At 57.5% G+C, this 24,631-nt stretch carries 28 protein-coding genes; 15 read left to right on the forward strand and 13 right to left on the reverse strand.

The genetic code is table 11. The features are described 5' to 3' along the window. Positions 1-109 precede the first annotated feature (109 nt). The gene (locus ACR0AJ_RS14075; RefSeq protein ID WP_170350382.1) at positions 110-874 is read left to right on the forward strand and encodes a sulfite exporter TauE/SafE family protein; all 765 of its coding nucleotides are present in this window, start codon (positions 110-112) and stop codon (positions 872-874) included. Here the strand turns inward: ACR0AJ_RS14075 and ACR0AJ_RS14080 are convergent. From ACR0AJ_RS14080 to ACR0AJ_RS14090, 3 genes are all read right to left on the reverse strand, one after another. Then, positions 871-1,335, reverse strand: coding sequence for a hypothetical protein (locus tag ACR0AJ_RS14080; RefSeq protein WP_480741134.1), 465 nt, complete (start codon positions 1,333-1,335; stop codon positions 871-873). The genes ACR0AJ_RS14075 and ACR0AJ_RS14080 overlap by 4 nt on opposite strands. A gap of 111 nt (positions 1,336-1,446) precedes the next feature. Next, positions 1,447-1,737: a hypothetical protein gene (locus ACR0AJ_RS14085; RefSeq protein ID WP_170350384.1), complete on the reverse strand. Its 291-nt coding sequence runs from the start codon at positions 1,735-1,737 to the stop codon at positions 1,447-1,449. Between the two features lie 360 nt (positions 1,738-2,097). Continuing rightward, positions 2,098-3,696, reverse strand: a complete 1,599-nt coding sequence (locus ACR0AJ_RS14090; protein WP_170350385.1) for a phosphoenolpyruvate carboxykinase — start codon at positions 3,694-3,696, stop codon at positions 2,098-2,100. 345 nt (positions 3,697-4,041) lie between these two features. Here ACR0AJ_RS14090 and ACR0AJ_RS14095 point away from each other — a divergent pair, with 345 nt between their 5' ends. Genes ACR0AJ_RS14095 through ACR0AJ_RS14125 form a run of 7 tightly spaced genes read left to right on the forward strand, consistent with a single transcriptional unit; the run spans position 4,042 to position 9,465 of the window. Next, on the forward strand, positions 4,042-4,746 hold the full coding sequence (locus ACR0AJ_RS14095; protein ID WP_170350387.1) for a response regulator transcription factor: 705 nt from the start codon (positions 4,042-4,044) through the stop codon (positions 4,744-4,746). Between the two features lie 32 nt (positions 4,747-4,778). Next, positions 4,779-6,497 carry an ATP-binding protein gene (locus ACR0AJ_RS14100; RefSeq protein WP_480741136.1) on the forward strand — a complete coding sequence of 573 codons (1,719 nt, stop codon included), beginning with the start codon at positions 4,779-4,781 and terminating at the stop codon, positions 6,495-6,497. 4 nt (positions 6,498-6,501) lie between these two features. Further along, positions 6,502-6,972, forward strand: a complete 471-nt coding sequence (locus ACR0AJ_RS14105) for an HPr kinase/phosphorylase (RefSeq protein ID WP_425081472.1) — start codon at positions 6,502-6,504, stop codon at positions 6,970-6,972. Then, positions 6,957-7,850 carry an RNase adapter RapZ gene (rapZ, locus tag ACR0AJ_RS14110; RefSeq protein ID WP_254428536.1) on the forward strand — a complete coding sequence of 298 codons (894 nt, stop codon included), beginning with the start codon at positions 6,957-6,959 and terminating at the stop codon, positions 7,848-7,850. Before ACR0AJ_RS14105 ends, rapZ begins: the two co-directional genes overlap by 16 nt. Next, positions 7,847-8,254, forward strand: a complete 408-nt coding sequence (locus ACR0AJ_RS14115) for a PTS sugar transporter subunit IIA (RefSeq protein ID WP_170350392.1) — start codon at positions 7,847-7,849, stop codon at positions 8,252-8,254. The genes rapZ and ACR0AJ_RS14115 overlap by 4 nt, the downstream gene beginning before the upstream one ends. Positions 8,255-8,256: 2 nt before the next feature. After that, positions 8,257-8,526: an HPr family phosphocarrier protein gene (locus tag ACR0AJ_RS14120; protein WP_170328297.1), complete on the forward strand. Its 270-nt coding sequence runs from the start codon at positions 8,257-8,259 to the stop codon at positions 8,524-8,526. Between the two features lie 39 nt (positions 8,527-8,565). Continuing rightward, a complete protein-coding gene (locus tag ACR0AJ_RS14125; RefSeq protein ID WP_170518092.1) occupies positions 8,566-9,465 on the forward strand; it encodes a lysophospholipid acyltransferase family protein in 900 nt (299 codons plus the stop codon). 57 nt (positions 9,466-9,522) lie between these two features. Here ACR0AJ_RS14125 and ACR0AJ_RS14130 read toward each other — a convergent pair whose 3' ends face one another. Next, positions 9,523-10,398 carry a 3-hydroxybutyryl-CoA dehydrogenase gene (locus tag ACR0AJ_RS14130; RefSeq protein WP_170377533.1) on the reverse strand — a complete coding sequence of 292 codons (876 nt, stop codon included), beginning with the start codon at positions 10,396-10,398 and terminating at the stop codon, positions 9,523-9,525. 163 nt (positions 10,399-10,561) lie between these two features. On the opposite strand from ACR0AJ_RS14130, the gene ACR0AJ_RS14135 reads away from it, so the two are divergent. Further along, complete coding sequence (locus tag ACR0AJ_RS14135) at positions 10,562-11,383, forward strand: DUF6473 family protein (protein ID WP_480741138.1); 822 nt, start codon at positions 10,562-10,564, stop codon at positions 11,381-11,383. A gap of 60 nt (positions 11,384-11,443) precedes the next feature. Here ACR0AJ_RS14135 and ACR0AJ_RS14140 read toward each other — a convergent pair whose 3' ends face one another. From ACR0AJ_RS14140 to ACR0AJ_RS14165, 6 genes are all read right to left on the reverse strand, one after another. Next, positions 11,444-12,373, reverse strand: a complete 930-nt coding sequence (locus ACR0AJ_RS14140; RefSeq protein ID WP_170350399.1) for an electron transfer flavoprotein subunit alpha/FixB family protein — start codon at positions 12,371-12,373, stop codon at positions 11,444-11,446. Further along, positions 12,373-13,131, reverse strand: a complete 759-nt coding sequence (locus tag ACR0AJ_RS14145) for an electron transfer flavoprotein subunit beta/FixA family protein (protein ID WP_170350401.1) — start codon at positions 13,129-13,131, stop codon at positions 12,373-12,375. The genes ACR0AJ_RS14140 and ACR0AJ_RS14145 overlap by 1 nt, the downstream gene beginning before the upstream one ends. A gap of 163 nt (positions 13,132-13,294) precedes the next feature. Beyond that, positions 13,295-13,867, reverse strand: a complete 573-nt coding sequence (locus ACR0AJ_RS14150) for a cob(I)yrinic acid a,c-diamide adenosyltransferase (RefSeq protein ID WP_170350403.1) — start codon at positions 13,865-13,867, stop codon at positions 13,295-13,297. Further along, positions 13,868-14,071, reverse strand: coding sequence for a twin transmembrane helix small protein (locus tag ACR0AJ_RS14155; RefSeq protein ID WP_170350405.1), 204 nt, complete (start codon positions 14,069-14,071; stop codon positions 13,868-13,870). 80 nt (positions 14,072-14,151) lie between these two features. After that, positions 14,152-14,979 carry an SDR family NAD(P)-dependent oxidoreductase gene (locus tag ACR0AJ_RS14160; protein ID WP_480741140.1) on the reverse strand — a complete coding sequence of 276 codons (828 nt, stop codon included), beginning with the start codon at positions 14,977-14,979 and terminating at the stop codon, positions 14,152-14,154. Between the two features lie 69 nt (positions 14,980-15,048). Continuing rightward, positions 15,049-15,657, reverse strand: a complete 609-nt coding sequence (locus ACR0AJ_RS14165) for an SH3 domain-containing protein (protein ID WP_254428538.1) — start codon at positions 15,655-15,657, stop codon at positions 15,049-15,051. A gap of 203 nt (positions 15,658-15,860) precedes the next feature. Here ACR0AJ_RS14165 and ACR0AJ_RS14170 point away from each other — a divergent pair, with 203 nt between their 5' ends. From ACR0AJ_RS14170 to tuf, 3 genes are all read left to right on the forward strand, one after another. Beyond that, entirely contained in the window at positions 15,861-18,209 is a 2,349-nt protein-coding gene (locus ACR0AJ_RS14170; protein WP_170377539.1) for a DNA topoisomerase IV subunit A, read from the forward strand. A 98-nt stretch (positions 18,210-18,307) separates the two neighbouring features. Then, positions 18,308-18,901 (forward strand): hypothetical protein, encoded by a 594-nt coding sequence (locus tag ACR0AJ_RS14175; protein ID WP_170360073.1) that lies wholly within the window; start codon positions 18,308-18,310, stop codon positions 18,899-18,901. Between the two features lie 113 nt (positions 18,902-19,014). Next, on the forward strand, positions 19,015-20,190 hold the full coding sequence (gene tuf, locus ACR0AJ_RS14180; protein ID WP_480741143.1) for an elongation factor Tu: 1,176 nt from the start codon (positions 19,015-19,017) through the stop codon (positions 20,188-20,190). Between the two features lie 95 nt (positions 20,191-20,285). Here the strand turns inward: tuf and ACR0AJ_RS14185 are convergent, their stop codons facing one another. Continuing rightward, on the reverse strand, positions 20,286-20,627 hold the full coding sequence (locus ACR0AJ_RS14185) for a RidA family protein (protein WP_170414024.1): 342 nt from the start codon (positions 20,625-20,627) through the stop codon (positions 20,286-20,288). A 517-nt stretch (positions 20,628-21,144) separates the two neighbouring features. On the opposite strand from ACR0AJ_RS14185, the gene ACR0AJ_RS14190 reads away from it, so the two are divergent. After that, positions 21,145-21,810, forward strand: a complete 666-nt coding sequence (locus ACR0AJ_RS14190; RefSeq protein WP_480649030.1) for a Crp/Fnr family transcriptional regulator — start codon at positions 21,145-21,147, stop codon at positions 21,808-21,810. On the opposite strand, the gene rpe is transcribed toward ACR0AJ_RS14190, so the two are convergent. Both rpe and phnF read right to left on the reverse strand, forming a co-directional pair. Continuing rightward, complete coding sequence (rpe, locus tag ACR0AJ_RS14195; RefSeq protein ID WP_480741145.1) at positions 21,807-22,493, reverse strand: ribulose-phosphate 3-epimerase; 687 nt, start codon at positions 22,491-22,493, stop codon at positions 21,807-21,809. The two genes, ACR0AJ_RS14190 and rpe, sit on opposite strands and share 4 nt — an antisense overlap. A gap of 287 nt (positions 22,494-22,780) precedes the next feature. Further along, positions 22,781-23,491, reverse strand: coding sequence for a phosphonate metabolism transcriptional regulator PhnF (gene phnF / locus ACR0AJ_RS14200; protein WP_170351821.1), 711 nt, complete (start codon positions 23,489-23,491; stop codon positions 22,781-22,783). A 103-nt stretch (positions 23,492-23,594) separates the two neighbouring features. Between phnF and phnG the strand changes: the two genes are divergently transcribed. Both phnG and phnH read left to right on the forward strand, forming a co-directional pair. Continuing rightward, a complete protein-coding gene (phnG, locus tag ACR0AJ_RS14205) occupies positions 23,595-24,053 on the forward strand; it encodes a phosphonate C-P lyase system protein PhnG (protein ID WP_480741146.1) in 459 nt (152 codons plus the stop codon). After that, positions 24,053-24,628, forward strand: a complete 576-nt coding sequence (phnH, locus tag ACR0AJ_RS14210; protein WP_480649028.1) for a phosphonate C-P lyase system protein PhnH — start codon at positions 24,053-24,055, stop codon at positions 24,626-24,628. Before phnG ends, phnH begins: the two co-directional genes overlap by 1 nt. Positions 24,629-24,631 lie beyond the last annotated feature (3 nt).

The following is a 24,631-nucleotide window of genomic DNA, read 5'->3' on the forward strand; positions in this document are numbered from 1 at the left end:
ATGCTGCACGTGCAGCGCAACAAAAATACGAATTAAGCAGTGAAAAAGTTCGAAAATTGCTTTGTCGATTTTGCGATGCAGCGCGCGCCAAGAGTGTTATCACGGGCGCATGACATTGTTTTCCTTACTCAGTCCGCATGACTTGATGCTGGCCGCCGCCCTCGCTTTTGTTGCGGGGTGGGTTAAGGGCATGGTTGGATTTGCCATGCCGATGGTTCTGGTGTCGGGGCTGAGTATGTTCTTGCCGCCCGATCTGGCGATCGCCGGGTTGATCTTACCAACGCTGGTAACCAACGTGTTTCAGGCCCTGCGCGAGGGGGTGCCCGCCGCCGTGTCCGCGATCAAGCAGTTCCGTACTTTCTTAATGGTAGGTTTTGTGTTCCTGCTGTTGGGGGCCCAGGTTGTCAGCGCCGTGCCCGCGTCCACGTTTCTGTTGATGATTGGCCTTCCGGTTACGGTTTTCGCGCTGTTTCAAGTGCTGGGAATGCAGTTGACCCTGAGCAAACCATCGGCACGTGTCGAGGTGGGCATAGGCGCGATTGCCGGGTTTGTCGGAGGGATGTCCGGCATCTGGGGGCCGCCAACCGTCGCCTATCTGACTGCACTGAACACACCGAAGGCAGTGCAGATGCGCGTGCAAGGCGTGATATACGGACTGGGATCAGTGGCATTGTTGCTGGCGCATATAGCGTCGGGCATTTTGCGAGTCGAGACGGCACCGTTCTCGGTTGCTTTGGTCCTGCCGGCACTGTTTGGTATGTGGGCGGGCTTGCAGTTGCAATCACGAATCGATCAGGCGTTGTTTCGAAAGGTAACGTTGCTGGTTTTGCTGGTCGCAGGGGTGAATCTGCTTCGTCGCGCGCTAATCGGTTAGTGGCGCCTGTCCGCAAGCCGAAAGGCAAAATATAGCCCCAGCATCAGGAAAAACAGGCCTGAGATATCACCGATCAGAAAGGCGACATATTCGACGCGCGCGCTGCCAAAAGCCAGATTGGTCAACCCCGAGACAAGGAAAGAGGTGACGATCCCAACCCCCATGACGCATAACCAACAAGGTTTGCGATCCGCTCGGGGAAACAGATCCCAACCTGCCCACTTAAATAGATAGAACACCGCAGGAACGGTGGTGACGGCAATGAATATCGCCATCAGTCGGCTTGGCAGAAACACGTCGCTGCCGCCGAGAACGGCAAAAACCAGGAAAACGCCGGGCAACAAGGCGAATATCGCCCGCCAACCTAACAGCCACGCCGATAGAACCCGCACCCCGTGCGGAAGAAACAAAAGACTGGCCCGACTGGGGTATTCCGGAAAAAACACGTTCTGAAGCGGCATCAGGACCTCAAAAGTGAGGTACGATGCGGCGACATAAGCCGATGAGGCAAAGAGCGTGTCAGTAGCCCACCTGCGCACGTTGATCAGCCACCTGTACGCAGGAAGAAGGCATTACTTGGGTGCATGAACGATATACCGGCCCCGGTTGGCGGTACCGCTTTGCGACAGATACCCTTTCTGTACCAACGATTTCAGCGCACGAAAGAATGTCGGGCGCGAGACGCTTTGAACCAGCGTGTGTTCAATCAAGCCGAATGTGCGCACTTCGTCATCGGATTTGGACAGCTCTTCGGCGGCGTAATAAATGTCACGCTCAACCGGAGACAGCTGTTCCAGGCCCAGCGTCCGTTCCATGCTCTGCATTAGTTTACGCAGTTCGGTCAGTTTTGAGATTTCTGTCATATTCTACCTGTCGCTCTTCGTGTCGATGCCGCTGCACGGCGACAAAATGCGATTTACCGATTTCTTAAACAATATCAGTAAGTCTCATATTGACACTCATCCCCTTTAGCTTACACTAGTCACGTTTTCAGGTTGCTCATCGTGCTGATGTGAGAGTTCGCCCGAGCCACCCAAAGGTCTTTTTACTTTCCGCCCGGTGCGTAAGCGCCGGGCTTATTCATTTCAATAGCGTCGAAATTACCTCAGGCAGGCATGCCGGGCAACGCATTTGTACGTGAAGTCTGTATTATGCAACTTTAGCGAGAGCTCTTTTGCGATACCCACTAAGGAAAAAGGGGGCGTCAGCGTCCCCTTGTCCAATTACCCGATTGCAACGGCTTTGATGTCGTCGTCGATGAACGGCAGGTACTGCTCAAAGTTCTCGGCGAACATCTTCACCAGTTTCTCGGCCTGTTTGTCGAATGCAGCCTGATCGTCCCAAGTGCGGCGCGGGTCCAGCAGAACCTCGGCTACGCCGGGTACGGTCACCGGCACGTCAAAGCCGAAATTTGCGTCCTTGCGGAATTCGGCATCACGCAGCGAACCGTCCAGTGCCGCAGTCAGCAGCGCACGGGTGGCTCTGATCGGCATCCGCGAGCCAACGCCGTAGGCACCGCCGGTCCAGCCGGTATTCACCAGCCAGCAGGTCGCGCCGTGCTGAGCGATCTTTTCACGCAGCAGGTTGCCGTAAACTTCCGGACGGCGCGGCATGAACGGCGCGCCGAAACAAGTCGAGAAGGTTGGCTGGGGTTCGGTGACGCCACGCTCGGTTCCGGCCACTTTGGATGTGAAGCCCGACAGGAAGTGGTACATCGCCTGTGCCGGGGTCAGTCGCGCGATCGGAGGCAGAACGCCGAACGCATCGCAGGTCAGCATGATGATGTTCTTAGGGTGACCACCCAGTGCGCTGCTGGACGCGTTCGAGATATACTCGAGCGGATAAGCGCAGCGCATGTTTGCGGTCAGCGAGTCGTCGTCGAAATCCAGTTCCTTGGTTTCGGGGTCGAAAACCATGTTTTCGATGACCGTGCCGAATTTGCTGGTTGTCGCATAGATTTCCGGCTCGGCCTCGGCATTCAGATTGATGGTCTTGGCATAGCAGCCGCCTTCAAAGTTGAAGGTGCCGCGATCCGACCAGCCATGCTCGTCGTCACCGATCAACGTACGCGACGGGTCGGCCGACAGGGTAGTCTTACCCGTGCCGGACAGGCCAAAGAAAACAGCGGTGTCGACTGGATTGCCAACCGCGTGGTTGGCCGAGCAATGCATCGGCATCACACCTTTTTCCGGCAGCATGTAGTTCAACAGGGTGAATACGGACTTTTTGTTTTCACCTGCGTATTCCGTGCCGCCGATCAGGATCAGCTTGCGATCGAAGTTCAGTGCAATCACCGTCTCAGACTGGCAGCCGTGCTTTTTCGGGTCGGCCTGGAAGCTGGGGCAGTTGATGATGGTGAAATCCGCGATGAATTCATCCAAATCCTCGCGATCTGGACGGCGCAACAGGTGGCGGATGAACAGGTTGTGCCAGGCCAGCTCGGTGACCATCCGAACGTTGATCGAATAGGCTGGGTCTGCTCCGCCAACGAGGTCCTGCACGAAGTAATCCCGGCCCTTCATGTGAGCCAGCATATCATCATAAAGCGCGTCAAAGCCTTTTGGGCTCATCTCGGCGTTGTTTTCCCACCAGATAGAGTCAAGGACGCTTTCAGTTTTGACAACATGTTTGTCCTTGGGTGAGCGACCGGTAAACTTGCCGGTAGTGACCAGAAATGCCCCGCCGTTGCCAAGTGTACCCTCGCCACGCTTCAACGCCTCTTCAATCAGCGCCGGTTCCATGAAGTTGTAATAGACATTGCCCAATCCCTCGATGCCCTGATCTTCGAGGCGGAATTGCGGGTTAACCCGTCCAGATGTCATGTGTGTCTTCTCCTGTGGCGGCGCATTGGCGATTGGCCTGGATGCGCTCTTGGGGCATTTGCCGGAAAAACCCGGCGGTCAGGCGCCTCTTATCACGGTCGTTTAGGGCATGAACAGGACGGTTTGGCGCAGTTAGCGCCACCAAGCTCAAGTTTAGCGCCACCAAGAATTTCCTGATGGAAATCTGGGCAGTATTTTGCGGGCTGCAAGGCATTTTTGCCGCATAGCTGCCGCAAGAATGGCATGATTCGCAGTTACGGATTGATTCGGCGCGTCAAAACCGCCAACAATGACTTACAAAAAAGCGTATTATTGCGTAGGTGAGCAGGAATAGGGGTGAACCCGATGTCAAAGATTGCACTGGTGGACGACGACAGAAACATTCTGACGTCCGTGTCCATGACGCTCGAAGCTGAAGGATTCGAAGTCGAAACCTATAATGATGGGCAGGCGGCTCTGGATGCTTTCAACAAGAAACTGCCCGATATGGCCGTGCTGGATATAAAGATGCCGCGTATGGACGGTATGGATCTGTTGCAACGGCTGCGACAGAAAACCCAGATGCCGGTGATCTTTCTGACCTCTAAAGATGATGAAATCGATGAGGTTTTGGGCCTGCGCATGGGCGCGGACGACTATGTAAAAAAGCCCTTTTCCCAACGTTTGCTGGTCGAGCGCATCCGCGCATTGCTGCGTCGGCAAGAGGCGACGGCGGGTGATGCGACCAACGCCAATACCGGCGAAACCAAGGTGATGGAACGTGGCGAACTGCGGATGGACCCGTTGCGCCATGCGGTCAGTTGGAAGGGTGCGGATGTCTCGTTGACGGTGACCGAGTTCTTGCTGCTTCAGGCGTTGGCGCAGCGACCGGGCTTTGTCAAAAGCCGTGATCAGCTGATGGATGTTGCATATGATGACCAAGTCTATGTCGACGACCGGACCATCGATAGCCACATCAAGCGCCTGCGCAAGAAAATGCGCACCGCAGACCCTGAGTTTTCGGCCATCGAAACGCTGTATGGTATCGGATACAGGTACAACGAAGAATAAGTGTGGCCACTGAGAAGGGGTAACCGGGTCTCGTGCGCGATACGGAACAAGCAAACGAGTTGCGCGACGGTGACGTCGTTCTGGGGGATGATTGGGTCATCCCACAAGACCCGGATTCGGCTGAACTCCGGGCTTCGCGCCGACGTCGCAACATGTTCTCGCTGCGCGGGTCGCCCCTTGCGCGTCGGATTATTACCTTCAATCTGATTGCCCTTGTGATCCTGGTCACCGGGTTGCTGTATCTCGACGATTCTCGCGAAGAGCAGGTCCAGCAGACTGCGCGCAACCTGATCGGGGACGCGCAGCTAGTCAGCAATGTGTTCGAAGCCCAGCTGCGTCAAAACCAATCCGGAACCGCACAGGATACGGCGGCGTTGGACGTTAAGGATACGCTGGCGGGGCTTAGCCTGCCTGACGGCGGCGAGGTCTTTGTCTATGACTTGGATGGAACGCTGATCGGCTGGACGCGCGGGGTTTCGACCTCAACGCAGACCTATGCATTGCTGAAAACCGAAGCCGAAGTGCAGACCGGAAGTACCCTGATCAGTGACGCACTGAACGCTGTGTGGACCGGGCTGTCCCGGGTGTTCACCCGTTCCGACCCCGACGAAGCACCAACGCTGGCGCAGCGCGTGCAGGAAATCATTCCATTGTCGATTCAGGGGCAGAAGCAGATTGAGGCGGTAAAGGATGACGCTGGTCAGACGGTCATCGTTGCTGCGGCTCCGATCCTGCAAAGCGGCGAGCCGGTGGGCGCCGTCGCAATGGCTGGTCCTGCTGGACAGATTGACGCGCTGGCCCGGCGCGCGCAGGAACGTATTTTGCAGATGTTTGTTGTGGCATTGCTGGTGTCCATCGGTCTCAGCCTTGTTTTGGCCTCGACCATCGCCAACCCGCTGGCCGATCTGGCCGCTGCGGCCGAGATGGGCAAGGATCGCGGTGCCGGAGTAAATCCCGGCCGTATCCGCATCCCGGACCTCAGTGCGCGGCCGGATGAAATCGGACGCCTCAGCCGCGCCCTGCGCGGGATGGTAACAGCGCTGTATAATCGTATCGATGCGAACGAACAGTTTGCCGCCGATGTGGCGCATGAGATCAAGAACCCGTTGGCCAGCCTGCAATCCGCGGTGGGAACTCTGCGCGTGGTCAAACGCGACGACCAACGCGACAAGTTGCTGGGCGTGATCGAACATGATGTGCGGCGGCTGGATCGTCTGGTCAGCGATATTTCGAACGCATCGCGTCTGGATGCCGAACTGGTCAAAGAAGAGGAACAACCCTTTGATCTGCTGAAATTGCTGGGCAATATCGGTCAATATCTGGGCGAAGAGGCCCGTACCAAAGGCATCGACTATATCACTGACCTGCCGTCTCAGCCGATTATCGTGAACGGGCTCGAAGCGCGGCTGGCGCAGGTATTCGTCAATCTGATCACCAATGCGATTTCTTTCTGCGAAGACAGCGATGCCATTCGCGTCTGGGTGCGGCGTCGCGAAAACCGGGTATTGATCGTGGTCGAGGATACCGGCCCGGGCATCCCGGAACAGGCGCTGACCAAAATCTTCAAACGGTTCTATTCACAGCGTCCCGACGAGCATTTCGGCAATAACTCGGGCCTTGGACTGGCGATCTCGAAACAGATTGTCGAGGCCCATGGCGGCGTGATTTGGGCCGAGAACATCCGCCCAACCGAGGCAGATGTTACATCAGACCCACAAGGCGCGCGCTTTGTCGTGGGGCTGCCTGTATAAGCGCATGAGCGGCAAGACCCTCTTGGACATCCAACATCAAGACAAGGCCATCCTCCATGCGACATGTGTCGCCGTCGACGGGCAAGGCGCATTGATTCTGGGACAGTCGGGTTCGGGCAAATCGGCGCTGGCCTTGCAGATGATGGCGCATGGCGCAACTTTGGTGGCTGACGACCGAGTTGCCCTGTCGATGGTGGGCGATACGGCTATGGCTGATACTGCTCCAAACCTACGTGGATTGATCGAGGCACGGGGCATTGGTTTGCTTCGGGCGCACACGGCGGGGACAACGCCGATCCGCTATGTGGTGGATCTTGATCAAAACGAACCCGCCCGCTTGCCCGATCCCGATAAGACCCTAGTTCTAAAGAAATCCGTTCCCTTGCTACGGGCGGCAGGCGTCCCCAATTTGGCGGCAGCACTCATGCAACTTTTGAAAATGGGACGCGTGGACCCGGAATGGCCCAGCACATGACTTCGCAACGGCGCATCGTTCTGGTAACCGGCCCCTCGGGCGCCGGGCGCTCGACGGCGATTCGCGTTCTTGAAGATCTGGGTTTTGAAGCCATCGATAACCTGCCGATGGGTCTTTTGATGCGCCTGCTGGACGGTCCGCAAAGCGATCGTCCTATGGCGCTGGGCATCGACGCACGCAACCGCGATTTCTCGACCATCGGGTTTATTGAGCTGGCGGTCCGGCTGCGGCGGATGGAGCAGGTAGACTTGACTACCCTCTATCTGGATTGCAGCGACGAGGTATTGCTGCGGCGTTTCTCGGAAACCCGGCGTAGGCACCCTGTGGCCACAGATGCCAGCCCGGAAACCGGTGTGCGGCAGGAAAAGGAACTGTTGGCTCCGATCCGCGAAATCGCCGACACATTGATCGACTCCAGCCCGCTGAACGTCCACCAATTGCGCGAAGAGGTCGAACGCTGGTTCGCTCCCAAAGGCGGACGGCATCTGGCTGTTTCGATTGAATCTTTCTCGTACAAGCGCGGTTTGCCGCGCGGGTTGGATATGGTGTTTGACTGTCGGTTTCTGGACAATCCGTACTGGCGCCCTGACTTGCGGGCGAAAGATGGTCGAAACCCCGATGTCGCGCGCTATGTACAATCGGACACGAACTACGCACCTTTTTTCGACCGGGTGGTGGATCTGCTAAAACTCTTGTTGCCGACCTTCCGTGCCGAAGGCAAAGCACACCTGTCCGTGGCCTTTGGGTGTACCGGAGGGCAACACAGATCGGTGGCCATGGCCGAAGCGGTTGCAAAGGCCCTTGCAGAGGAGGGGCAGCAAGTGGCAATTAGGCACCGCGAAATAGAACGTCGATCGTTGAATGTGAGGCCGGATTGATCGGGATCGTACTCGTAGCACATGGTGGGTTGGCCAAAGAGTATCTGGCCGCCATGCAACATGTGGTCGGAAAGCAGCCCGGCCTAGTCGCGATTTCGATCGAGGCTGACCACGACCGTGCCGCAAAACAGGCTGAAATCTGTGCGGCTGCTGACAGCGTCGATGTCGGGGATGGGGTTGTTGTTGTAACTGATCTGTTCGGGGGCAGCCCGTCGAACCTGAGCTTGCGGGCCTGCGCGCCACAGGATCGCCGTATCCTTTACGGTGCAAATCTGCCTATGTTGATCAAACTGGCCAAAACCCGCCACCTGCCCATAGCAGATTCAGTACGGCAGGCGATGGAGGCTGGACGCAAATATATCAATGCGCAAAACATTACATTAGAAGAAGACCGGACAGATTAAGAATGACCAATCGAAGCCTGAAAATCATTAATGAAAAAGGTTTGCATGCCCGCGCCTCGGCCAAGTTGGTTGAGGTGGTCGAGGGCTTTGACGCACAGGCCGAAGTATCCAAAGACGGATTTTCTGCATCCGGCGATAGTATAATGGGCCTTTTGATGTTGGCAGCCTCGCGCGGAACGACTATTGACGTCGAGACGTCCGGACCGGATGCTGAGGCGTTGGCTGATGCCTTGGAAACCCTGGTGAACGACAAGTTCGGGGAAGGTTTCTGATTTCATCCGCCGCGCAACGAAGAACGGGAAGACCTGGAATTGGCGGAAACAACGCACGAGACGAAGACCGGCCCAGTGGTGGATGGGACCACAGATCAGGGTGAGATCTACGATCGTAGAACCCTGACCTATGCGAATTCGTTTGATGACGTCTGGACGTCGACGGCCATTCGCGCCATCGAATGGTGTACTGGCAAGCTGACCATTCTGCGTATGGTCAACAAGTTCGAAAAGAAGAACGAGTATTATCGCGGCCAACGGTTCTGGGGTGGTGCGCTCAAGACGATGGGCATCGACCTGACCACCCCTCAGGAACAAATCGCCCGTATACCTAAAGAGGGTCCCGTTGTTGTGGTGGCGAACCACCCCCACGGTATGGTTGACGGGATGATCTTGGCTGAACTCATTGGCCAGGTGCGCAGCGATTACCGCATCCTGACCCGTTCTGTTCTGACGGGGCTGGACGAAGCCGCGACATCGTTCATGATCCCGGTGCCATTTCCCCATGACCCCGAGGCGCAAACCAAGATGCTGGAAATGCGCAGCAAGTCGATGGACCACCTGAAAGAAGGTGGTGTCGTTGCCTTGTTCCCGTCAGGTGTGGTGATGTCCTCGGACGACTGGTTCGGCCCGGCGCAAGAGCGGGAGTGGAACGTGTTCACCGCCAAGATGATCCGCCGGTCCGGTGCCAAAGTGGTTCCGATCTTCTTTCCGGGCAGAAACTCTCGCGCTTATCAGATTGCCAACAAGCTGTCCCCGATCCTGCGACAAGGCCTTCTGCTGCATGAGATCGTGCGGTCGTGCAACAAACCGCAATCACCGGTTATCGGCGATCCGATCTCGGACGAGGACATGCAATTGCTGGAACGCGACCCGCGTGGCTTCATGGCTTGGCTCAGAAAACACACGATGTCGCTGGCCGAAACGCTAAAAAACTGATCCGTTTCTTCATCGGGCCAAAATACCTCGGTGGTGAGGGGGCTGGCCCCCTCTGCCTTAGCGGGTCGGAATCGGAACCTCGCCCCGATAGTCATAAAACCCACGTTCGGTTTTTCGGCCCAGCCATCCGGCTTCGACATATTTGGTCAGCAACGGGCAGGGGCGGTATTTTGTGTCGGCTAATCCTTCGTGCAGCACGTTCATGATAGCCAAACAGGTGTCCAAACCAATGAAATCGGCCAATTCCAACGGCCCCATCGGGTGATTGGCGCCCAATTTCATGGACTGGTCGATGGATTGCACATTGCCCACGCCTTCGTACAAAGTATAGACCGCCTCGTTGATCATCGGCATCAGAATGCGGTTCACGATGAAGGCGGGGAAATCCTCGGCGCTGGCGGCGGTTTTACCCAGACGATCCACCACGGATTTGCAAGTGTTGAAGGTTTCTTCGTCCGTGGCGATCCCGCGGATCAATTCGACCAGCTGCATTACTGGCACCGGGTTCATAAAGTGAAACCCCATAAACCGTTCGGGCCGGTCCGTACGACTGGCCAGGCGGGTGATCGAAATTGACGACGTGTTCGACGTCAGAATCGTGTGCGGCTGCAGGTGCGGCTGCAAATCCTCGAAGATCGCCTGCTTTATTGATTCTCGCTCGGTGGCGGCCTCGATCACCAGGTCCGTTTGCCCCAGTTCCGGCAATTCCAGTGTCGTCTTTACGCGTTTAAGGGCGGCTTGCATCGCCTCATCGGTAATTTTCCCGCGCGAGGCCTGACGTGCCATGTTGCCTTCGATTGCGGCGACGGCAGCTTCCAGTGCATCCTGGTTCACGTCATTCAGCAGAACGTCATATTCCGCAAGGGCCAGGACGTGGGCGATACCATTGCCCATCTGGCCTGCGCCAATCACTCCGACTGATTTTACGTCCATGTTCTGATGCCTCTGTATCTCGGGATTGAAGGGACAGTACCGGCAGATCGGTAGGGGCGGCAAGGGGATCGGACCCATCGAATTTGTCTAATTTGCGCGCATTAGGAATTTCTCAAGACATGCGGCTGCAAGATAGCAACCGGGTGAAAAATGGGTGAGTGTTATGAGCTATCATCAAACAGGCTCGGCAGGTGCCGGGCATGCCGTATGCCAGTACGGTCAATCACGTCTTTGGTTTCGGGGACCAGAGAGGTCTTTGGACACGGCCTATATGGCCTGTGTCGGCGGGGATGAGACCTATGGGCGATTTGTTGACCGTCCTTATGCAGCGATTCTAGAGGACAGGCTGGACCGGCGCTGCCTGAATTTGGGCAGCCTGTTTTGCGGGGTCGAGGCGCTGTGCGGCGATGCAGGCCTGTTCACGCTGTTGAATGGGGCCGAACTGTGTGTGTTACAGGCGCCCGGGGTTCTGAGCCAGTCAAACCACTTTTACCGTGTCCATCCCCGGCGCAACGACCGGGTTTTGGCACCAACTCAGGATCTGATCGACTTCTACCCCGAGGTTGACTTTACCGATGTCCATTTTGTGGGCCACTTGATGCGGCGTTTGCAAGACTGTCAGGATGCCCGCTTTGAGGTTGTGGCAGAAGAGTTGCGACGTAACTGGGTCCGGCAAATCAGCGACCTGCTGCAAAGGTTGAAGGTACCGGTCCTGCTGCTGGCGCTGAAGGTGCTGCCGCAAAAAAATGATGAACGTCAGGAAGAGAGGGCACCAATCACGGTCACACTTGAAATGCTAAAGGCCGTGCGCCCTTTCTGCGCCGATTATGTCGAAGCCACGGCTTATGTGTCCGGGCAATCTGATGAGCTTGAGGATATGTTGTTCGGTACATTACAACAGCCGATGGCCGAGCACATGATTGGCCCGGCGGCACATCGGTCAATCGCGGAGGCATTGGTCGGACCCATTCGGAACCTGCAATGAAAAAGGCCCGCTAGGTGGCGGGCCTTGCTAGATTTTTCGGCGAAAAATCTTTTCCTGCTATCAGCCAAGCTTTTCGGTCAGTTCCGGCACGGCCTGGAACAGGTCGGCAACCAGTCCGAAGTCTGCGACCTGGAAGATCGGTGCTTCTTCGTCCTTGTTGATCGCGACGATGACCTTGCTGTCCTTCATGCCAGCCAGGTGCTGGATCGCACCCGAGATACCGACGGCGACATACAGGTCCGGGGCAACAACCTTACCGGTCTGCCCAATCTGCCAGTCGTTCGGCGCATAGCCCGAATCGACCGCCGCGCGCGAGGCACCAACCGCCGCGCCCAACTTGTCGGCCAGACCTTCGATCAGTTTGAAATCGTCTTCCGAGCCGACACCACGTCCGCCCGAGACAACGACCCCAGCCGAAGTCAGTTCCGGCCGGTCGCTTTCGGCGACCTTGTCCTCGACCCAGGACGACAGGCCTTCGGAGCCCGGAACCGAAACGGTCTCGACCGCGGCCGATCCGCCTTCGCCCGCCGCGTCAAAGCTGGCGGTCCGCAGAGTGACAACCTTTTTGGCGTCGTTCGATTTCACAGTCTGGATGGCGTTGCCCGCATAGATCGGGCGCTCGAAGGTCGAGCCGTCGACCACACCCGACGCGTCCGAGATCACCATCACGTCCAGCAGCGCGGCAACGCGCGGCATCACGTTCTTGGCGTCGGTGGTGGCAGGGGCAACGATGTGCTCATACCCGTCGGCCAGCGACACGATCAGTGCGGCGGTCGATTCCGCCAGGCGGTGGCCCAGCGAGTCGTCTTCGGCAACCAGAACCTTGGACACACCGTCGATCTTGGCAGCGGCTTCTCCAGCAGCAGCGGCGGAACCGCCAGCGGCCAGAACGGTAATGTCGCCCAGAGCCTTGGCGGCATTGACGGCCTTGGCGGTGGCGTCCAGCGCCAGCTCGCCATTGTTAACCTCGGCAAGAAGAAGAACAGCCATTACACAGCCCCCGCATCTTTGAGTTTCGTAACCAGCTCATCAACCGAGCCAACAATGATGCCCGCAGCACGCGCCGGCGGCTCTTCGGTCTTGACGATCTCAAGGCGCGGGGAAACGTCTACGCCGTAATCGGCAGCGGTCTTCTCCTCCAGCGGCTTCTTCTTCGCCTTCATGATGTTGGGCAGCGACGCATAGCGCGGCTCGTTCAGGCGCAGATCAACGGTCACGATGGTCGGCATCTTGACGCTGATGGTCTGCAGGCCGCCGTCCACCTCGCGGGTGATCTTGGCGGCGTCGCCTTCGATGTCCAGCTCGGACGCGAAGGTGCCTTGCGACCAACCCAGCAGGGCCGACAGCATCTGGCCGGTGGCGTTCATGTCATTATCGATCGCCTGCTTGCCGCACAGCACGATGCCCGGCTGCTCTTCTTCGACCACCTTGGCCAGGATCTTGGCGACGGCCAGCGGCTCGATGTCTTGATGCACGTCATCGGCGGCCACAACCAGAATGGCGCGGTCGGCGCCCATGGCCAGCGCGGTCCGCAGGGTTTCTTGCGCCTGCTTGACGCCAATCGAAACGGCTACAACCTCTTCCGCCTTGCCGGCTTCTTTCAGGCGGATCGCCTCTTCCACCGCAATCTCGTCGAACGGGTTCATCGACATTTTGACATTGGCGAGATCAACTCCGCTACCGTCCGCTTTCACGCGAACCTTCACATTGTAGTCAATCACGCGTTTGACAGGCACGAGTACCTTCATTTTAGCGCTTGCTCCTCACAAAAAACGGTAAGCCGCGTTGCGACTCCACCAATGCTCTCGGACGACTGAATAACGTCTGAATTCGCCCTGCAACAGAGCAAAATCGTCACGTCATGGGTTTGGGACGTCGCGTTTCGTGCTTTTTGACGTTATGGTCCGCGACTTAGCGGTTCGCCCCCGGAACCCAAAGCACATCGCGCGTGCCGTTTTCATTGGCGCAACGTGCGGCGACGAAGAACCAGTCGCTGAGACGGTTGAGGTATTTCACCGCAACCGTGTTCACCGGTTCCATATTGGTCAGCTCTACCGCCAGCCGTTCGGCCCGGCGTGAAACAGTGCGGCACACGTGAAGATGTGCCGCCAGACGCGAACCACCCGGCAGAATGAAGCTGCGCAGCGGCTCCAATGCTTCGTTCATGGCGTCGATTTCCGCTTCCAACCGGTCGATCTGGGCTGGCACGACGCGCAGCGGGGGATAGTCGGCCTCGGCATCCTTTTCCATGTCGGGACGGCAGAAATCGGCGCCCAAGTCGAACAAATCGTTCTGGATACGGGACAGGGCGGCTTCGACATCGCCCTCGGCTTCGGTGCGGGCCACGCCAACAAATGCGTTCAACTCGTCAACAGTGCCATAGGCAGCAACACGGCCGGAATACTTTGCAACGCGCTCACCATTACCCAGAGCGGTTTTGCCGTCATCGCCAGTGCGAGTGTAAATCTTGTTGAGAACGACCATCTATTGGGCTCCTTGTCCACGCAACCAGACGTAAAGCACGATCAGCACTACGGCAATGAACTGAAACAGGATGCGCAGGCGCATCATCTTGTTGCTTTTCATCGCGGCCTCTTTACCGCTTTTGCCAAAGTTTGAGATGCCAATCGCCAGCACGACGACAACAGCCGCCATGGCCAACAGCAAAACGACCATCATTAGGTCCATGGGTACACCGTCCGCGTTTTTTGTTTCCTTGGGCTATCATCTAGCCCCGTAGGTGTGAAAAGCGAACGGGTAATATTGCCTCAGACGTCCGACAGAATGCGATCAATCGTGCGGGTCGGCAGAAAGCGGCGCAGGTATCCGGCGATGTAAGTCGGCGTCGTCACATAGTATCGCGCGCGTGGCCGTTTTGATTCGACCGCATGGGCCAGCTTGTCGGTTACCGCCGACGCGGGTAGTTCGAACCGATCCGGCCCCGAGGATTCGTACAGTCTTTTCAACAACGAAGATTCGTACCGCTCTCGCAGGGGCGAGTTCTGCCAGTTGATGAATTTTTCAAAGAAGGGGATCGAGTTTTCGCGGATTTTCGAGGTGATCGGGCCGGGCTCGATCAGGATAACCTTGATCTCGGTATCTGCCAGTTCCAGGCGCAGCGTGTCCGTCAGACCTTCGACCGCGTATTTTGTGGCCACATAGGCGCCGCGCCAGGGATAGGCAACCAGGCCCAGCACGGACGAGTTCTGAACGATTCGCCCATGTCCTTGCGCCCGCATGGCTGGAATCACCTGCCGGGTCAGCTCGTGCCAGCCAAAGAAATTGGCCTCGAAAATTGCGCGCAAGCCATCCGTCGGCAAATCCTCGACCGCACCGGGCAGGCCATGCGCGCCATTGTTGAACAACGCATCCAGCGTGCCACCCGTCGCCTCAAACACCGAAGCCAGCCCCGCGGTGATGCTGTCGGCGTCGGTGTAATCAATATGCGGGCTTTCAAACCCTTGAGCCCGCAGCCGGTCGCAATCTCGCTGCTGACGGCAGGAGGCAAACACCCGCCAACCTCGGGCGCGCATGCCGTGCGCCGCATCTAGTCCAATGCCCGAGGAGCAGCCGGTGATAAGAATGGTCTTTTGCATGGTCTTCCTGAATCTGAACCTGATCTATAGCTATGGCGAGGTTCAGGTCAGGACAATGACACGGCTGCGTCAGTTCGCGATTTTTCGCACCAGCGAGGCCGAAATCCATCCGACCTGTTGCTGAGGCAACACGCGCAAGCGCAGCCAGCCGGTTCCGGATTCGCTTAGTACTTCGACCTTCTGACCGATGGTGGCCTTGCCGACAATCGGATAGATCGTACCCGGCCCGTCGCGCATGTTCACGCGGGTTCCCGAAATCTCGCGAATGTCTTTTTCGGGCTCGGGGATGGCGGGTGTTTCGGCCACATCTTCCTGCACGTCATCCGTGATCTGGCGCAGCCCGGCGACACCGTCCTCAAGCGAAGCAAGCGTGATGTTGGCGTCTTGGTCCGCGAAAACCGTAATGGTTGAGAAAGACCCCAGCGTGGCATCATCGGCCACAAATTCAACCACCTCTTCCACGGCGGGCTTGGGTTGCACACGTGCAGTTGGCGCACGAACTGCGACATTGGTCACAAGCTCTTCGGCCTGGGCAGGAGCAATGGTTTGCGTCGGGGCGGTTGCAATACGAGCGGGTTGCTCGGCACGCAGGCCACGCGGTTCGAAATCCGGCCCGCCGCTCATTACGTAAAAGCACCAACCAAGTGCAGCGAAAGTAAAAACAACAAGGCGCGTCATGGCGCATCCCCCAGGGTCAATCGTAAGATACAAGAAATAGGCAGCAGTCTAATCCAGTCAGCGTAGCATATTTCAGGGTCCAAGTCGAAAGACGGGGGAAATCGGGGGGTTGCCTCCCCCTGTTGCAAAAAGCGCCACTTGTCCCCAGTAAAATGCGTGCTGCTCGCTTTACCAGCGCGCGGTTGCGGCGTATCACATCATGTATGACCGATACGATCGACGACCCCAACATGGAGGCCCCCGACAACGGGGGCGAGATAGCCGAACCGCTACGCCGCGCGATTGGCGAACGCTATCTGACCTATGCTTTGTCCACCATCATGCACCGGGCGCTGCCTGATGCGCGCGACGGGCTGAAGCCGGTTCACCGGCGAATCCTGTATGCGATGCGCGAGTTGCGACTCAGTGCGACGGGTGGTTTCCGGAAGTCTGCGAAGATTTCCGGCGACGTGATGGGCAACTATCACCCGCACGGCGACGCCGCGATTTACGATGCGATGGCGCGTCTGGCGCAGGACTTCAACGTCCGTTACCCGCTGGTCGACGGGCAGGGGAACTTCGGCAATATCGACGGCGATAACCCGGCGGCCTCGCGATACACCGAGGCACGGATGACCATCGTCGCCGAGGCGCTGCTTGAGGGTCTGAACGAGGACGCCGTCGATTTCCGCGATAACTATGACGGCACGCTGACCGAACCGGTCGTGCTGCCCGCGCAGTTTCCAAACCTGCTGGCAAATGGCTCCAGCGGCATCGCGGTTGGTATGGCGACAAACATTCCGCCGCATAACATTGCCGAGCTGTGTGACGCCTGCCTGCATCTTATCAAAACACCTGACGCGCGCGACGACACTCTGCTGAACTATGTGCCCGGCCCCGATTTCCCGACCGGTGGCGTCATTGTCGAGCCGCCTGAGAATATCGCGCAGGCCTATCGCACCGGGCGCGGGTCCTTCCGTCTGCGCTGTAAGTTCGAGGTTGAGGATCTGGGCCGTGGCCAGTGGCAGATCATTGTCACCGAGATTCCGTATCAGGTTCAGAAGTCCAAGCTGATCGAAAAGATCGCCGAGCTTATCCAGACCAAGAAAATTCCAATTCTCGCTGATGTGCGCGACGAATCCGCCGACGACATCCGCCTGATCCTTGAACCACGTTCCAAGAACGTGGACCCCGAGGTGTTGATGGGAATGCTGTATCGCAACTCGGATCTTGAGGTGCGTTTCAGCCTGAACATGAACGTGCTGATCGACGGCGTGACGCCCAAGGTCTGTTCGATGAAGGAAGTGCTACGCGCGTTCCTGGATCACCGGCAAGAGGTGTTGCTGCGTCGCTCGCGTCACCGGATGGCGAAGATCGACCATCGGTTGGAAGTGCTGGAAGGCTTTATCGTTGCCTTCCTGAACCTCGACCGTGTGATCGACATTATCCGCTACGACGACGACCCCAAAGCCGCGCTGATGCGCGAGGACTGGGGGATCGATCATGTTCGTGCCACTAGCGAGGCCGACTATGTCTCACCCAAACCGGGTGAGGGCGAGCTGTCCGAGGTTCAGGTCGACGCGATCCTCAACATGCGTCTGCGCAGCTTGCGCCGTCTGGAAGAGATGGAACTGGTGCGCGAGCGCGACGCGTTGATGATGGAGCGCGCCAATCTTGAGGACTTGCTGGCCGATCCGGCCTTGCAATGGGCCAAGATCGCCGAGCAGTTGAGAGAGACCAGAAAGACCTTTGGCAAAGATTACGAAGGCGGCGCGCGCCGTACCCAGTTTGCCGAAGCCGGACAGGTTGAAGAGGTTCCCCTTGAGGCGATGATCGATAAGGAACCGATCACGGTCGTCTGCTCTCAGATGGGCTGGATTCGCGCCATGACCGGGCATATCGACCTGAAGCGAGAGTTGAAATTCAAGGATGGCGACGGCCCGCGTTTCATCTTCCACGCGGAAACGACGGACCGGCTGCTGGTGTTTGCCTCGAACGGGCGGTTTTACACGGTCAGCGCCGCCAACCTGCCCGGCGGGCGGGGCATGGGCGAGCCGCTGCGTCTGATGGTCGATCTACCGAACGAGGCGCAGATCATCGACATCCTGATCCATAAACCCGGGCGCAAGCTGCTTGTGGCCTCGGATGCGGGTAACGGGTTCATGGTGCCCGAGGATGAGGTGCTGGCCCAGACCCGCAACGGTAAACAGGTGCTGAACGTCAAAGGCGAAGAAACCGCAATGATCTGTAAGCCTATCGATGGCGATCACGTGGCGGTGGTGTCTCAGAACGGTAAGTTCCTGGTCTTCCCAACCGAAGAATTGCCCGAGATGACCCGCGGCAAAGGCGTGCGTCTGCAGAAATACAACATGGCGCGTGGACGGCAGGGCACACTTGAGTTGGATGGCGGCTTGTCCGACCTGACCACCTTCAACTGGGAAGAGGGTCTCAAGTGGTCGATGGGTGGGGATAAAACCCGGCACGAGGCGGATATGTCCCAATGGCTCGCCAAGCGCGCCAGTGTTGGGAAAAAGCCACCCTATGGTTTCCCGCGTGACTATAAATTCTCGTGAATATGCGCTGGGCGCAGGTAGAATTTCGCTGATACGGCTTGGCACAGGCCGTATCGGTGCGCTAGACCAAAGAAAAACAGGCCTATCGAGATGAACCTATGCTGCGCATTCTGACTTTGATCACCGGATTGGCCCTTATGGGCGCCTGCACGCAAACGCAGCTTTATGAAGAGCCGGAATCGCTGGGCGAATTCAAGTTGCGGGTCAATTATGCCTTTGCTGACAAGGCGGTGCAGGGGCCGGTCAGCCGCGATGCCACACCGGATGAATGGACCGCTGCTATTCAGAACGCAGTTGATATTCGGCTGGGTCGCTATGAAGGCGTACAGGAATACGACATCGGTATCAGCCTCGAAGGCTATATGCTTGCGCCTCCGGGTATCCCGGTCATCTATAATCCGAAAAGCACGGCCATTGTCCTGGTCAACGTCTATGACGTGAACAAAAAAGAGTTCCTTGCCAAGGGCAAGCAGTTCCAGGTTCTCGAGGACACGACCGGCGGCAGTGCTTTGAAGGGCTCTGGCCACGAACGGACCAAAGAAGAGCAGATGAGCGGGCTTGCATTGAAGGTCGCGGACCGTGTCGAGGAATGGTTGGCCGAGGAACACAAAGACAATGGCTGGTTTGATCGTCGTCCAGACCTGATCCAACCGCTCGAATCCGGTGTTGTTACGCAAAATCCGGCATCTTAACCTGCTTTTCACGCAGGATGTGCTTGATTTTCCCCTTTGAACCAAATATCTCGCGCGCGCAGATGTAACCACGGGACCAAGGGTCCCCCAAATCGCAAAAGGGCGCCTGAGGAATGGCAAAGGAAAAGTTTGAGCGTACAAAACCGCACGTCAACATCGGCACGATTGGGCACGTTGACCACGGTAAAACCACGCTGACCGCAGCAATCACCAAGTATTTCGGTGACTTCAAAGCGTATGACCAAATCGACGGCGCGCCTGAAGAGAAGGCTCGTGGCATCACCATCTCGACCGCCCACGTGGAATACGAGACCGACAACCGCCACTATGCACACGTCGACTGCCCCGGCCACGCCGACTACGTCAAGAACATGATCACCGGTGCTGCCCAGATGGATGGCGCGATCCTGGTTGTGAACGCTGCTGACGGCCCGATGCCGCAGACCCGCGAGCACATCCTGCTGGGCCGCCAGGTTGGCATCCCGAAGATGGTCGTGTTCATGAACAAAGTTGACCAGGTTGACGACGAAGAGCTGCTGGAACTGGTGGAAATGGAAATCCGCGAGCTGCTGTCTTCGTATGACTACCCCGGCGACGATATTCCGATCATCGCAGGTTCGGCTCTGGCCGCGATGGAAGGCAACAACCCGGAAATCGGCGAAGAGAAGATCAAGGAACTGATGGCGGCTGTTGATGACTACATCGACACCCCTGAGCGTGCTGTTGACCAGCCGTTCCTGATGCCGATCGAAGACGTGTTCTCGATCTCGGGCCGTGGTACCGTTGTGACCGGTCGTGTTGAGCGTGGCGTGATCAATGTTGGCGACGAGATCGAAATCGTCGGCATCCGCGACACCAGCAAAACCACCTGCACCGGTGTTGAAATGTTCCGCAAGCTGCTGGACCGCGGTGAAGCGGGCGACAACATCGGCGCTCTGCTGCGTGGTGTTGACCGTGACGGCGTTGAGCGTGGTCAGGTTCTGTGTAAGCCGGGTTCGGTTACACCGCACACCAAGTTCGAAGCCGAAGCCTATATCCTGACCAAGGAAGAAGGCGGTCGTCACACTCCGTTCTTCGCGAACTACCGTCCGCAGTTCTACTTCCGTACAACGGACGTGACCGGCACCGTGACCCTGGCCGAAGGCACCGAGATGGTCATGCCCGGCGACAACGTGTCGTTCGAGGTTGAGCTGATCGCCCCGATCGCGATGGAAAACGGCCTGCGTTTCGCCATCCGCGAAGGCGGCCGCACCGTCGGCGCCGGCGTTGTGTCGAAAATCATCGAGTAAGGCGCTTAAGCCAATACTCAAAGAAAGGGCGTCCCTTGGGGCGCCCTTTTTGCTTGGATGTACGCTAAAGCGCGCAAACTGCCTTTGCCGAAGGCTTAATCGTAAGCAGCATCCACGATAAATTCCACTTTCAGTTCGGGGCGTGCCAGCTTGGCTTCCCCGCAGGCGCGGGCCGGTGCGTGACCTTTGGGAACCCAGGCATTCCAGACCTCGTTCAATCCGGCAAAATCTTTCATATCGGCCAGCCAGATCGTTACACGTAGCATTTTCTCACGTGATGACCCGGCTTGTACGAGCAGGGCATCGATTTTTTCGAGGCAAATTCGGACTTGTTCCTGAATAGTGTCACCCTCGGCGACTTGTCCGGTCAGGTAGGCCACGCCGTTGTGCTTTACGATTTTCGAGGACCGTTCGCCGGTGTCGATGCGTTCAATCATGGGGCATTCTCATTTAGATGTTTGATGCGGCTGTTCATGGTCACAAGATGACCTGCTTGGCAATTGCTATTTTCGTGGCAAGATCTGCGGTCGTTTTGGCGGTTTAATTTTACCTCCACCTCAACGCAAGGAAGTGACCCCATGTTTGCACTCGAAGCAAACGGCGCGAGTCTCGCAAGGGTTGGTGTCAGAAAATCAGAGCTTGGGGTAAATCATGTTTGGACTTCCGTTCGTACACTACAGCACGCGTATCCTGCACAGCACCGATCTGGGCGACATGCAAGCCGCAATCCTAAGCGCCGATGATCCTGAGACGGGCACCAGATCGCACCTGCCACGTCCGCAGCAGAAAGTAAGCCACATAACTTGTCTTTCAGAGAAACCTGAAAGATTCCGGGTGAAAAAGTAATAGGCCGGAGTCAACGCTCTAGCCCACCTAACAGCGACTGCTAAACTCAACATGCACCTGTAAAGCGCGCCTGGCCCCGGTCAGCGCGCAAAACTGATGAGGTAGGGCATGGTGGGTTTGGACCTTTTGGTAAATGCGGCGAATGTCTTTTACCTGATATCTTATTCGGTCAGGGATATTTTCTGGCTGCGTGTTCTGTCGGTGATTGGCGCGATGATCCTGCTGCCCTATTACTATCTGCAACCCGCGCCGCTGTGGGCCCCAATCGGGTGGAACCTGTTTTTCACCGGTATCAACATCTTTTGGATTGTGCGTTTGTTGCTGGAACGACGCCCGGTGCCATTTACCGATATTCAAAGACACCTCTATGAAATCGCTTTGCGCAATTTCTCGGAGCGGGACGCATATGACCTGCTGAGAATGGGAGTTGCAAAAACAGTTCCGGTTGGAACCAATCTGTTAACGCAAGGTAGCCCGGTACACAGCCTATCCCTTATCGTGGATGGGGAAATCGGTGTTGAGATGAGCGGAGACCGCGTAGACACGCTAGGCGAAGGCCGGTTCCTTGGTGGGACAGCCTTTCTGGCCAAAGATCAGGGCTTTACCGCGCCGGTGACCGTGACAGCCCTTAAACCGTCACGGGTGATCGAATGGAACATGTCCGATCTGACTGCGGAACTGCAAAATCAGCCAGATCTGGCAATTTCAATCGAAGCCAGCCTTGGGCTCGAGATTTCGCGGTTTCTGCAAACCGCCAGATTACAGATGGCCTAAACCGCGGATTCTGCGGCAGCCCGTACGGCGCGAATATTGTCGCCATAGACACCGGGGCTTTCAACTGATCCACCCTTGAAGACAGCTGATCCTGCGACCAGAACATCAGCGCCTGCGGCTGCAACCAACGGGGCTGTTTTCGGGTCAACACCGCCGTCGATCTCGATATGCACGGGGCGGTCACCGATCATCTGACGCAGTTTGCGGACCTTGCTGGTCATGTCGATGAACTTCTGACCACCGAATCCGGGGTTCACGGTCATGACGCAGATCAAATCGGTCAGGTCCAGAAGATGTTCGACGGCTTCGGCTGGCGTGCCGGGATTCAGCGCAACCCCTGCCTTCATCCCGGCTGCACGAATGGCTTGCATCGTACGGTGGGTGTGCGGACCGGCCTCGACATGCGCTGTAAGGATATCGGCACCTGCATCGGCATAAGCTTGAATATAAGGATCAACCGGCGCGATCATCAGGTGGACATCCATCACCGTTTTAACGTGCGGGCGGAATGCTTTGACGGCGGGTGGGCCAAAGGTCAGGTTCGGGACGAAATGGCCGTCCATAACATCGACATGGACCCAATCCGCGCCCTGGGCCTCGATCGCCTGAATCTCTTGCCCGAAATTGGCGAAATCGGCGGATAGGATCGACGGGGCGATCTTGATGGTGCGGTCAAAGCTCATGGTGGCCTCGTGTCAGCTGAAGAGTCGCGGTCGCGTATACCTGCGCTGCATTGCAAAGGGTAGCCCCCGCGGTTTGCCCAACGTTACAAAACTTTCACCGCGTTGCAGGAGTGCTTGAGCATTATAGGAGCAGTCATGTCTAAGGGCGGAACCACTCCCGCACTCGCAGGCGCATCGGCTGTGCCGATACCCCTTGGCGGCTTTGGGCCCGGCGCCACGCGCAGCGCTACGCCCAACGGGATGAGGCCTCCGCAAGGAGGTCGAAGACGGGCGAGAGCCTCCGGTGCTCAATCATTATTCAGGGTCAGGGTAACCCGCTCTCCTGCAAAAACCGTGCGCCCGTATTCGACCGGCACGCCGTTTAGATCGGCATTGATCCCCGTCGAAAACAGCACCGGAGCGCCTTGCGACAGTTGCAGATGCAAACCCTGTGTCGCCGTGGCAGCCCGCGCGGTCAGGCGGGTAGACACACGGGTGTAGTCTGCGACGCCACAGCGTTGCAGTGCCTTGGTCACGGATCGCGTGTCTTGCAGTGCAGTCAGGATGTCGGGCAGACGATCAGCCGGAAAGACGCTCTGAAATAGGCCGATGGGCTGGCCATCGGCCAGAGACAGGCCGTCATACACGTGAACCGTGTCTCCGGGGGTAAGCTGCAGAGCTTCGGCTTCGGTTTCATCTGCCGCGCGGGTGGTCAACGACAGGATCGTCTTGCCCGGCATCTTACCGCTGGCCGATATGCTTTTGTGGTATCTCACCCGTTTGCCAATTGGATAATCGGTCGGGCGCGAGGCCACAAAAACGCCTGACCCGCGCCGTGGGCGGACCAGACCTTGTTCGGCCATGTCCGACAGCGCGCGCCGTACCGTATGCCGATTGACACCATGTTGCGCCGCCAATTGCGCCTCGGTCGGCAACCGGTCACCGGTATTGTATCGCCCCTCGGCTATGTCCGAGGTCAGGCTGAGCGCAATGCTTTTCCAGACAGGCGTTTTATTCATGTCACCAAACTTTCACGGGTGCGCGGATTGCGGGTTCTCCGCGAGGGGTGTAATATTTGTCTAGTTGTATAGTTCATGTAGACAACCTGGCCAAGGGGGGTTGATGACCGATAAAACAAAAACCGCGAATGCTGTGCGTCAGGAATGGATGGGTTTGCTGGCCTGCGCTCCAGAAGAAGAACTGATTGCGTTGTTGGATGAAATCGGCGCGCCTCCGAGCTTTCAATGGCTCCGTCACCCCGAAGTAGGAGGTGTGATGGTGCGCGGACGGACCGGCGGCACAGGCGCGCCATTTAATCTGGGTGAAATGACGATCACGCGCTGTTCGCTCGCGTTGCAGGACGGAACAATTGGTCATGGCTATGTGCAGGGACGTTCCAAGCGAAAAGCGGAAATAGCGGCGCTGGTTGATGCGTTGATGCAAACCGACGCCGCCGGAGACGTTCGTGCGCGGGTGATCGCTCCGCTTGGTCAACAGATGCAGACAGCCAAAACAACCCGCGCCGCCAAGGCCGCGGCCACCAAGGTCGAGTTTTTTACGATGGTACGAGGTGAAGACTGATGACCGTGCAAAACCAATTTTCAGGCGGGTTCCAGAACGCACCAATTGAAGCGGCCCATGCTTTTCGTGCCGCGATGACGGTCATGGCGCGCCCGGGTGAGATCCGCCGGATCATCGGCACTCACCCACCCGCGCCCTTGTCCGTGGCGGCGGGAACACTGCTGCTGACGCTTTGCGACCCGGAAACCAGTGTGTTTTTGGCGGGTGACGTTGATACGGATGCAGTGCGGCAATGGTTGACCTTTCACACCGGTGCGCCGCTTGTGACAGCGGACCAGGCTGACTTCGCAATCGGAACGTGGCAAGCGCTGATGCCCTTGGGGCAGTTCCGCATTGGAACGCCTGAGTATCCTGACCGTTCAGCGACGCTGATCGTGGAATGTGACGACCTAAATCAAGCAGGGGCAACGCTGACGGGGCCGGGGATCAAGGGCGTCGCCCTTCTGTCACTACCGGATATTCCGACGCTTCGGGCCAATGCGGCGCTGTATCCATTGGGATGTGATTTTTTCTTCTCCTGCGGTGACAAAGTCGCAGCGTTGCCGCGGAGCACGCAGATCAAGGCAGAGGGTTAGTCG

Source organism: Ruegeria sp. CJ9, from assembly GCF_056536625.1.

Excerpts from the sequence above, each read along its gene's own strand:
- ACR0AJ_RS14190 (WP_480649030.1), top strand. The coding sequence starts at position 21,145 with ATGGTGGGTTTGGACCTTTTGGTAAATGCGGCGAATGTCTTTTACCTG.
- ACR0AJ_RS14160 (WP_480741140.1), bottom strand. The coding sequence starts at position 14,979 with ATGCAAAAGACCATTCTTATCACCGGCTGCTCCTCGGGCATTGGACTA.
- rapZ (WP_254428536.1), top strand. The coding sequence starts at position 6,957 with ATGGCCCAGCACATGACTTCGCAACGGCGCATCGTTCTGGTAACCGGC.
- phnG (WP_480741146.1), top strand. The coding sequence starts at position 23,595 with ATGACCGATAAAACAAAAACCGCGAATGCTGTGCGTCAGGAATGGATG.
- ACR0AJ_RS14155 (WP_170350405.1), bottom strand. The coding sequence starts at position 14,071 with ATGGACCTAATGATGGTCGTTTTGCTGTTGGCCATGGCGGCTGTTGTC.
- phnF (WP_170351821.1), bottom strand. The coding sequence starts at position 23,491 with ATGAATAAAACGCCTGTCTGGAAAAGCATTGCGCTCAGCCTGACCTCG.
- ACR0AJ_RS14090 (WP_170350385.1), bottom strand. The coding sequence starts at position 3,696 with ATGACATCTGGACGGGTTAACCCGCAATTCCGCCTCGAAGATCAGGGC.
- rpe (WP_480741145.1), bottom strand. The coding sequence starts at position 22,493 with ATGAGCTTTGACCGCACCATCAAGATCGCCCCGTCGATCCTATCCGCC.
- ACR0AJ_RS14140 (WP_170350399.1), bottom strand. The coding sequence starts at position 12,373 with ATGGCTGTTCTTCTTCTTGCCGAGGTTAACAATGGCGAGCTGGCGCTG.
- ACR0AJ_RS14135 (WP_480741138.1), top strand. The coding sequence starts at position 10,562 with ATGAGCTATCATCAAACAGGCTCGGCAGGTGCCGGGCATGCCGTATGC.
- tuf (WP_480741143.1), top strand. The coding sequence starts at position 19,015 with ATGGCAAAGGAAAAGTTTGAGCGTACAAAACCGCACGTCAACATCGGC.
- ACR0AJ_RS14120 (WP_170328297.1), top strand. The coding sequence starts at position 8,257 with ATGACCAATCGAAGCCTGAAAATCATTAATGAAAAAGGTTTGCATGCC.
- ACR0AJ_RS14185 (WP_170414024.1), bottom strand. The coding sequence starts at position 20,627 with ATGATTGAACGCATCGACACCGGCGAACGGTCCTCGAAAATCGTAAAG.
- ACR0AJ_RS14095 (WP_170350387.1), top strand. The coding sequence starts at position 4,042 with ATGTCAAAGATTGCACTGGTGGACGACGACAGAAACATTCTGACGTCC.
- ACR0AJ_RS14085 (WP_170350384.1), bottom strand. The coding sequence starts at position 1,737 with ATGACAGAAATCTCAAAACTGACCGAACTGCGTAAACTAATGCAGAGC.
- ACR0AJ_RS14105 (WP_425081472.1), top strand. The coding sequence starts at position 6,502 with ATGAGCGGCAAGACCCTCTTGGACATCCAACATCAAGACAAGGCCATC.
- ACR0AJ_RS14080 (WP_480741134.1), bottom strand. The coding sequence starts at position 1,335 with ATGCCGCTTCAGAACGTGTTTTTTCCGGAATACCCCAGTCGGGCCAGT.
- ACR0AJ_RS14170 (WP_170377539.1), top strand. The coding sequence starts at position 15,861 with ATGACCGATACGATCGACGACCCCAACATGGAGGCCCCCGACAACGGG.
- ACR0AJ_RS14145 (WP_170350401.1), bottom strand. The coding sequence starts at position 13,131 with ATGAAGGTACTCGTGCCTGTCAAACGCGTGATTGACTACAATGTGAAG.
- ACR0AJ_RS14075 (WP_170350382.1), top strand. The coding sequence starts at position 110 with ATGACATTGTTTTCCTTACTCAGTCCGCATGACTTGATGCTGGCCGCC.
- ACR0AJ_RS14165 (WP_254428538.1), bottom strand. The coding sequence starts at position 15,657 with ATGACGCGCCTTGTTGTTTTTACTTTCGCTGCACTTGGTTGGTGCTTT.
- ACR0AJ_RS14130 (WP_170377533.1), bottom strand. The coding sequence starts at position 10,398 with ATGGACGTAAAATCAGTCGGAGTGATTGGCGCAGGCCAGATGGGCAAT.
- phnH (WP_480649028.1), top strand. The coding sequence starts at position 24,053 with ATGACCGTGCAAAACCAATTTTCAGGCGGGTTCCAGAACGCACCAATT.
- ACR0AJ_RS14150 (WP_170350403.1), bottom strand. The coding sequence starts at position 13,867 with ATGGTCGTTCTCAACAAGATTTACACTCGCACTGGCGATGACGGCAAA.
- ACR0AJ_RS14175 (WP_170360073.1), top strand. The coding sequence starts at position 18,308 with ATGCTGCGCATTCTGACTTTGATCACCGGATTGGCCCTTATGGGCGCC.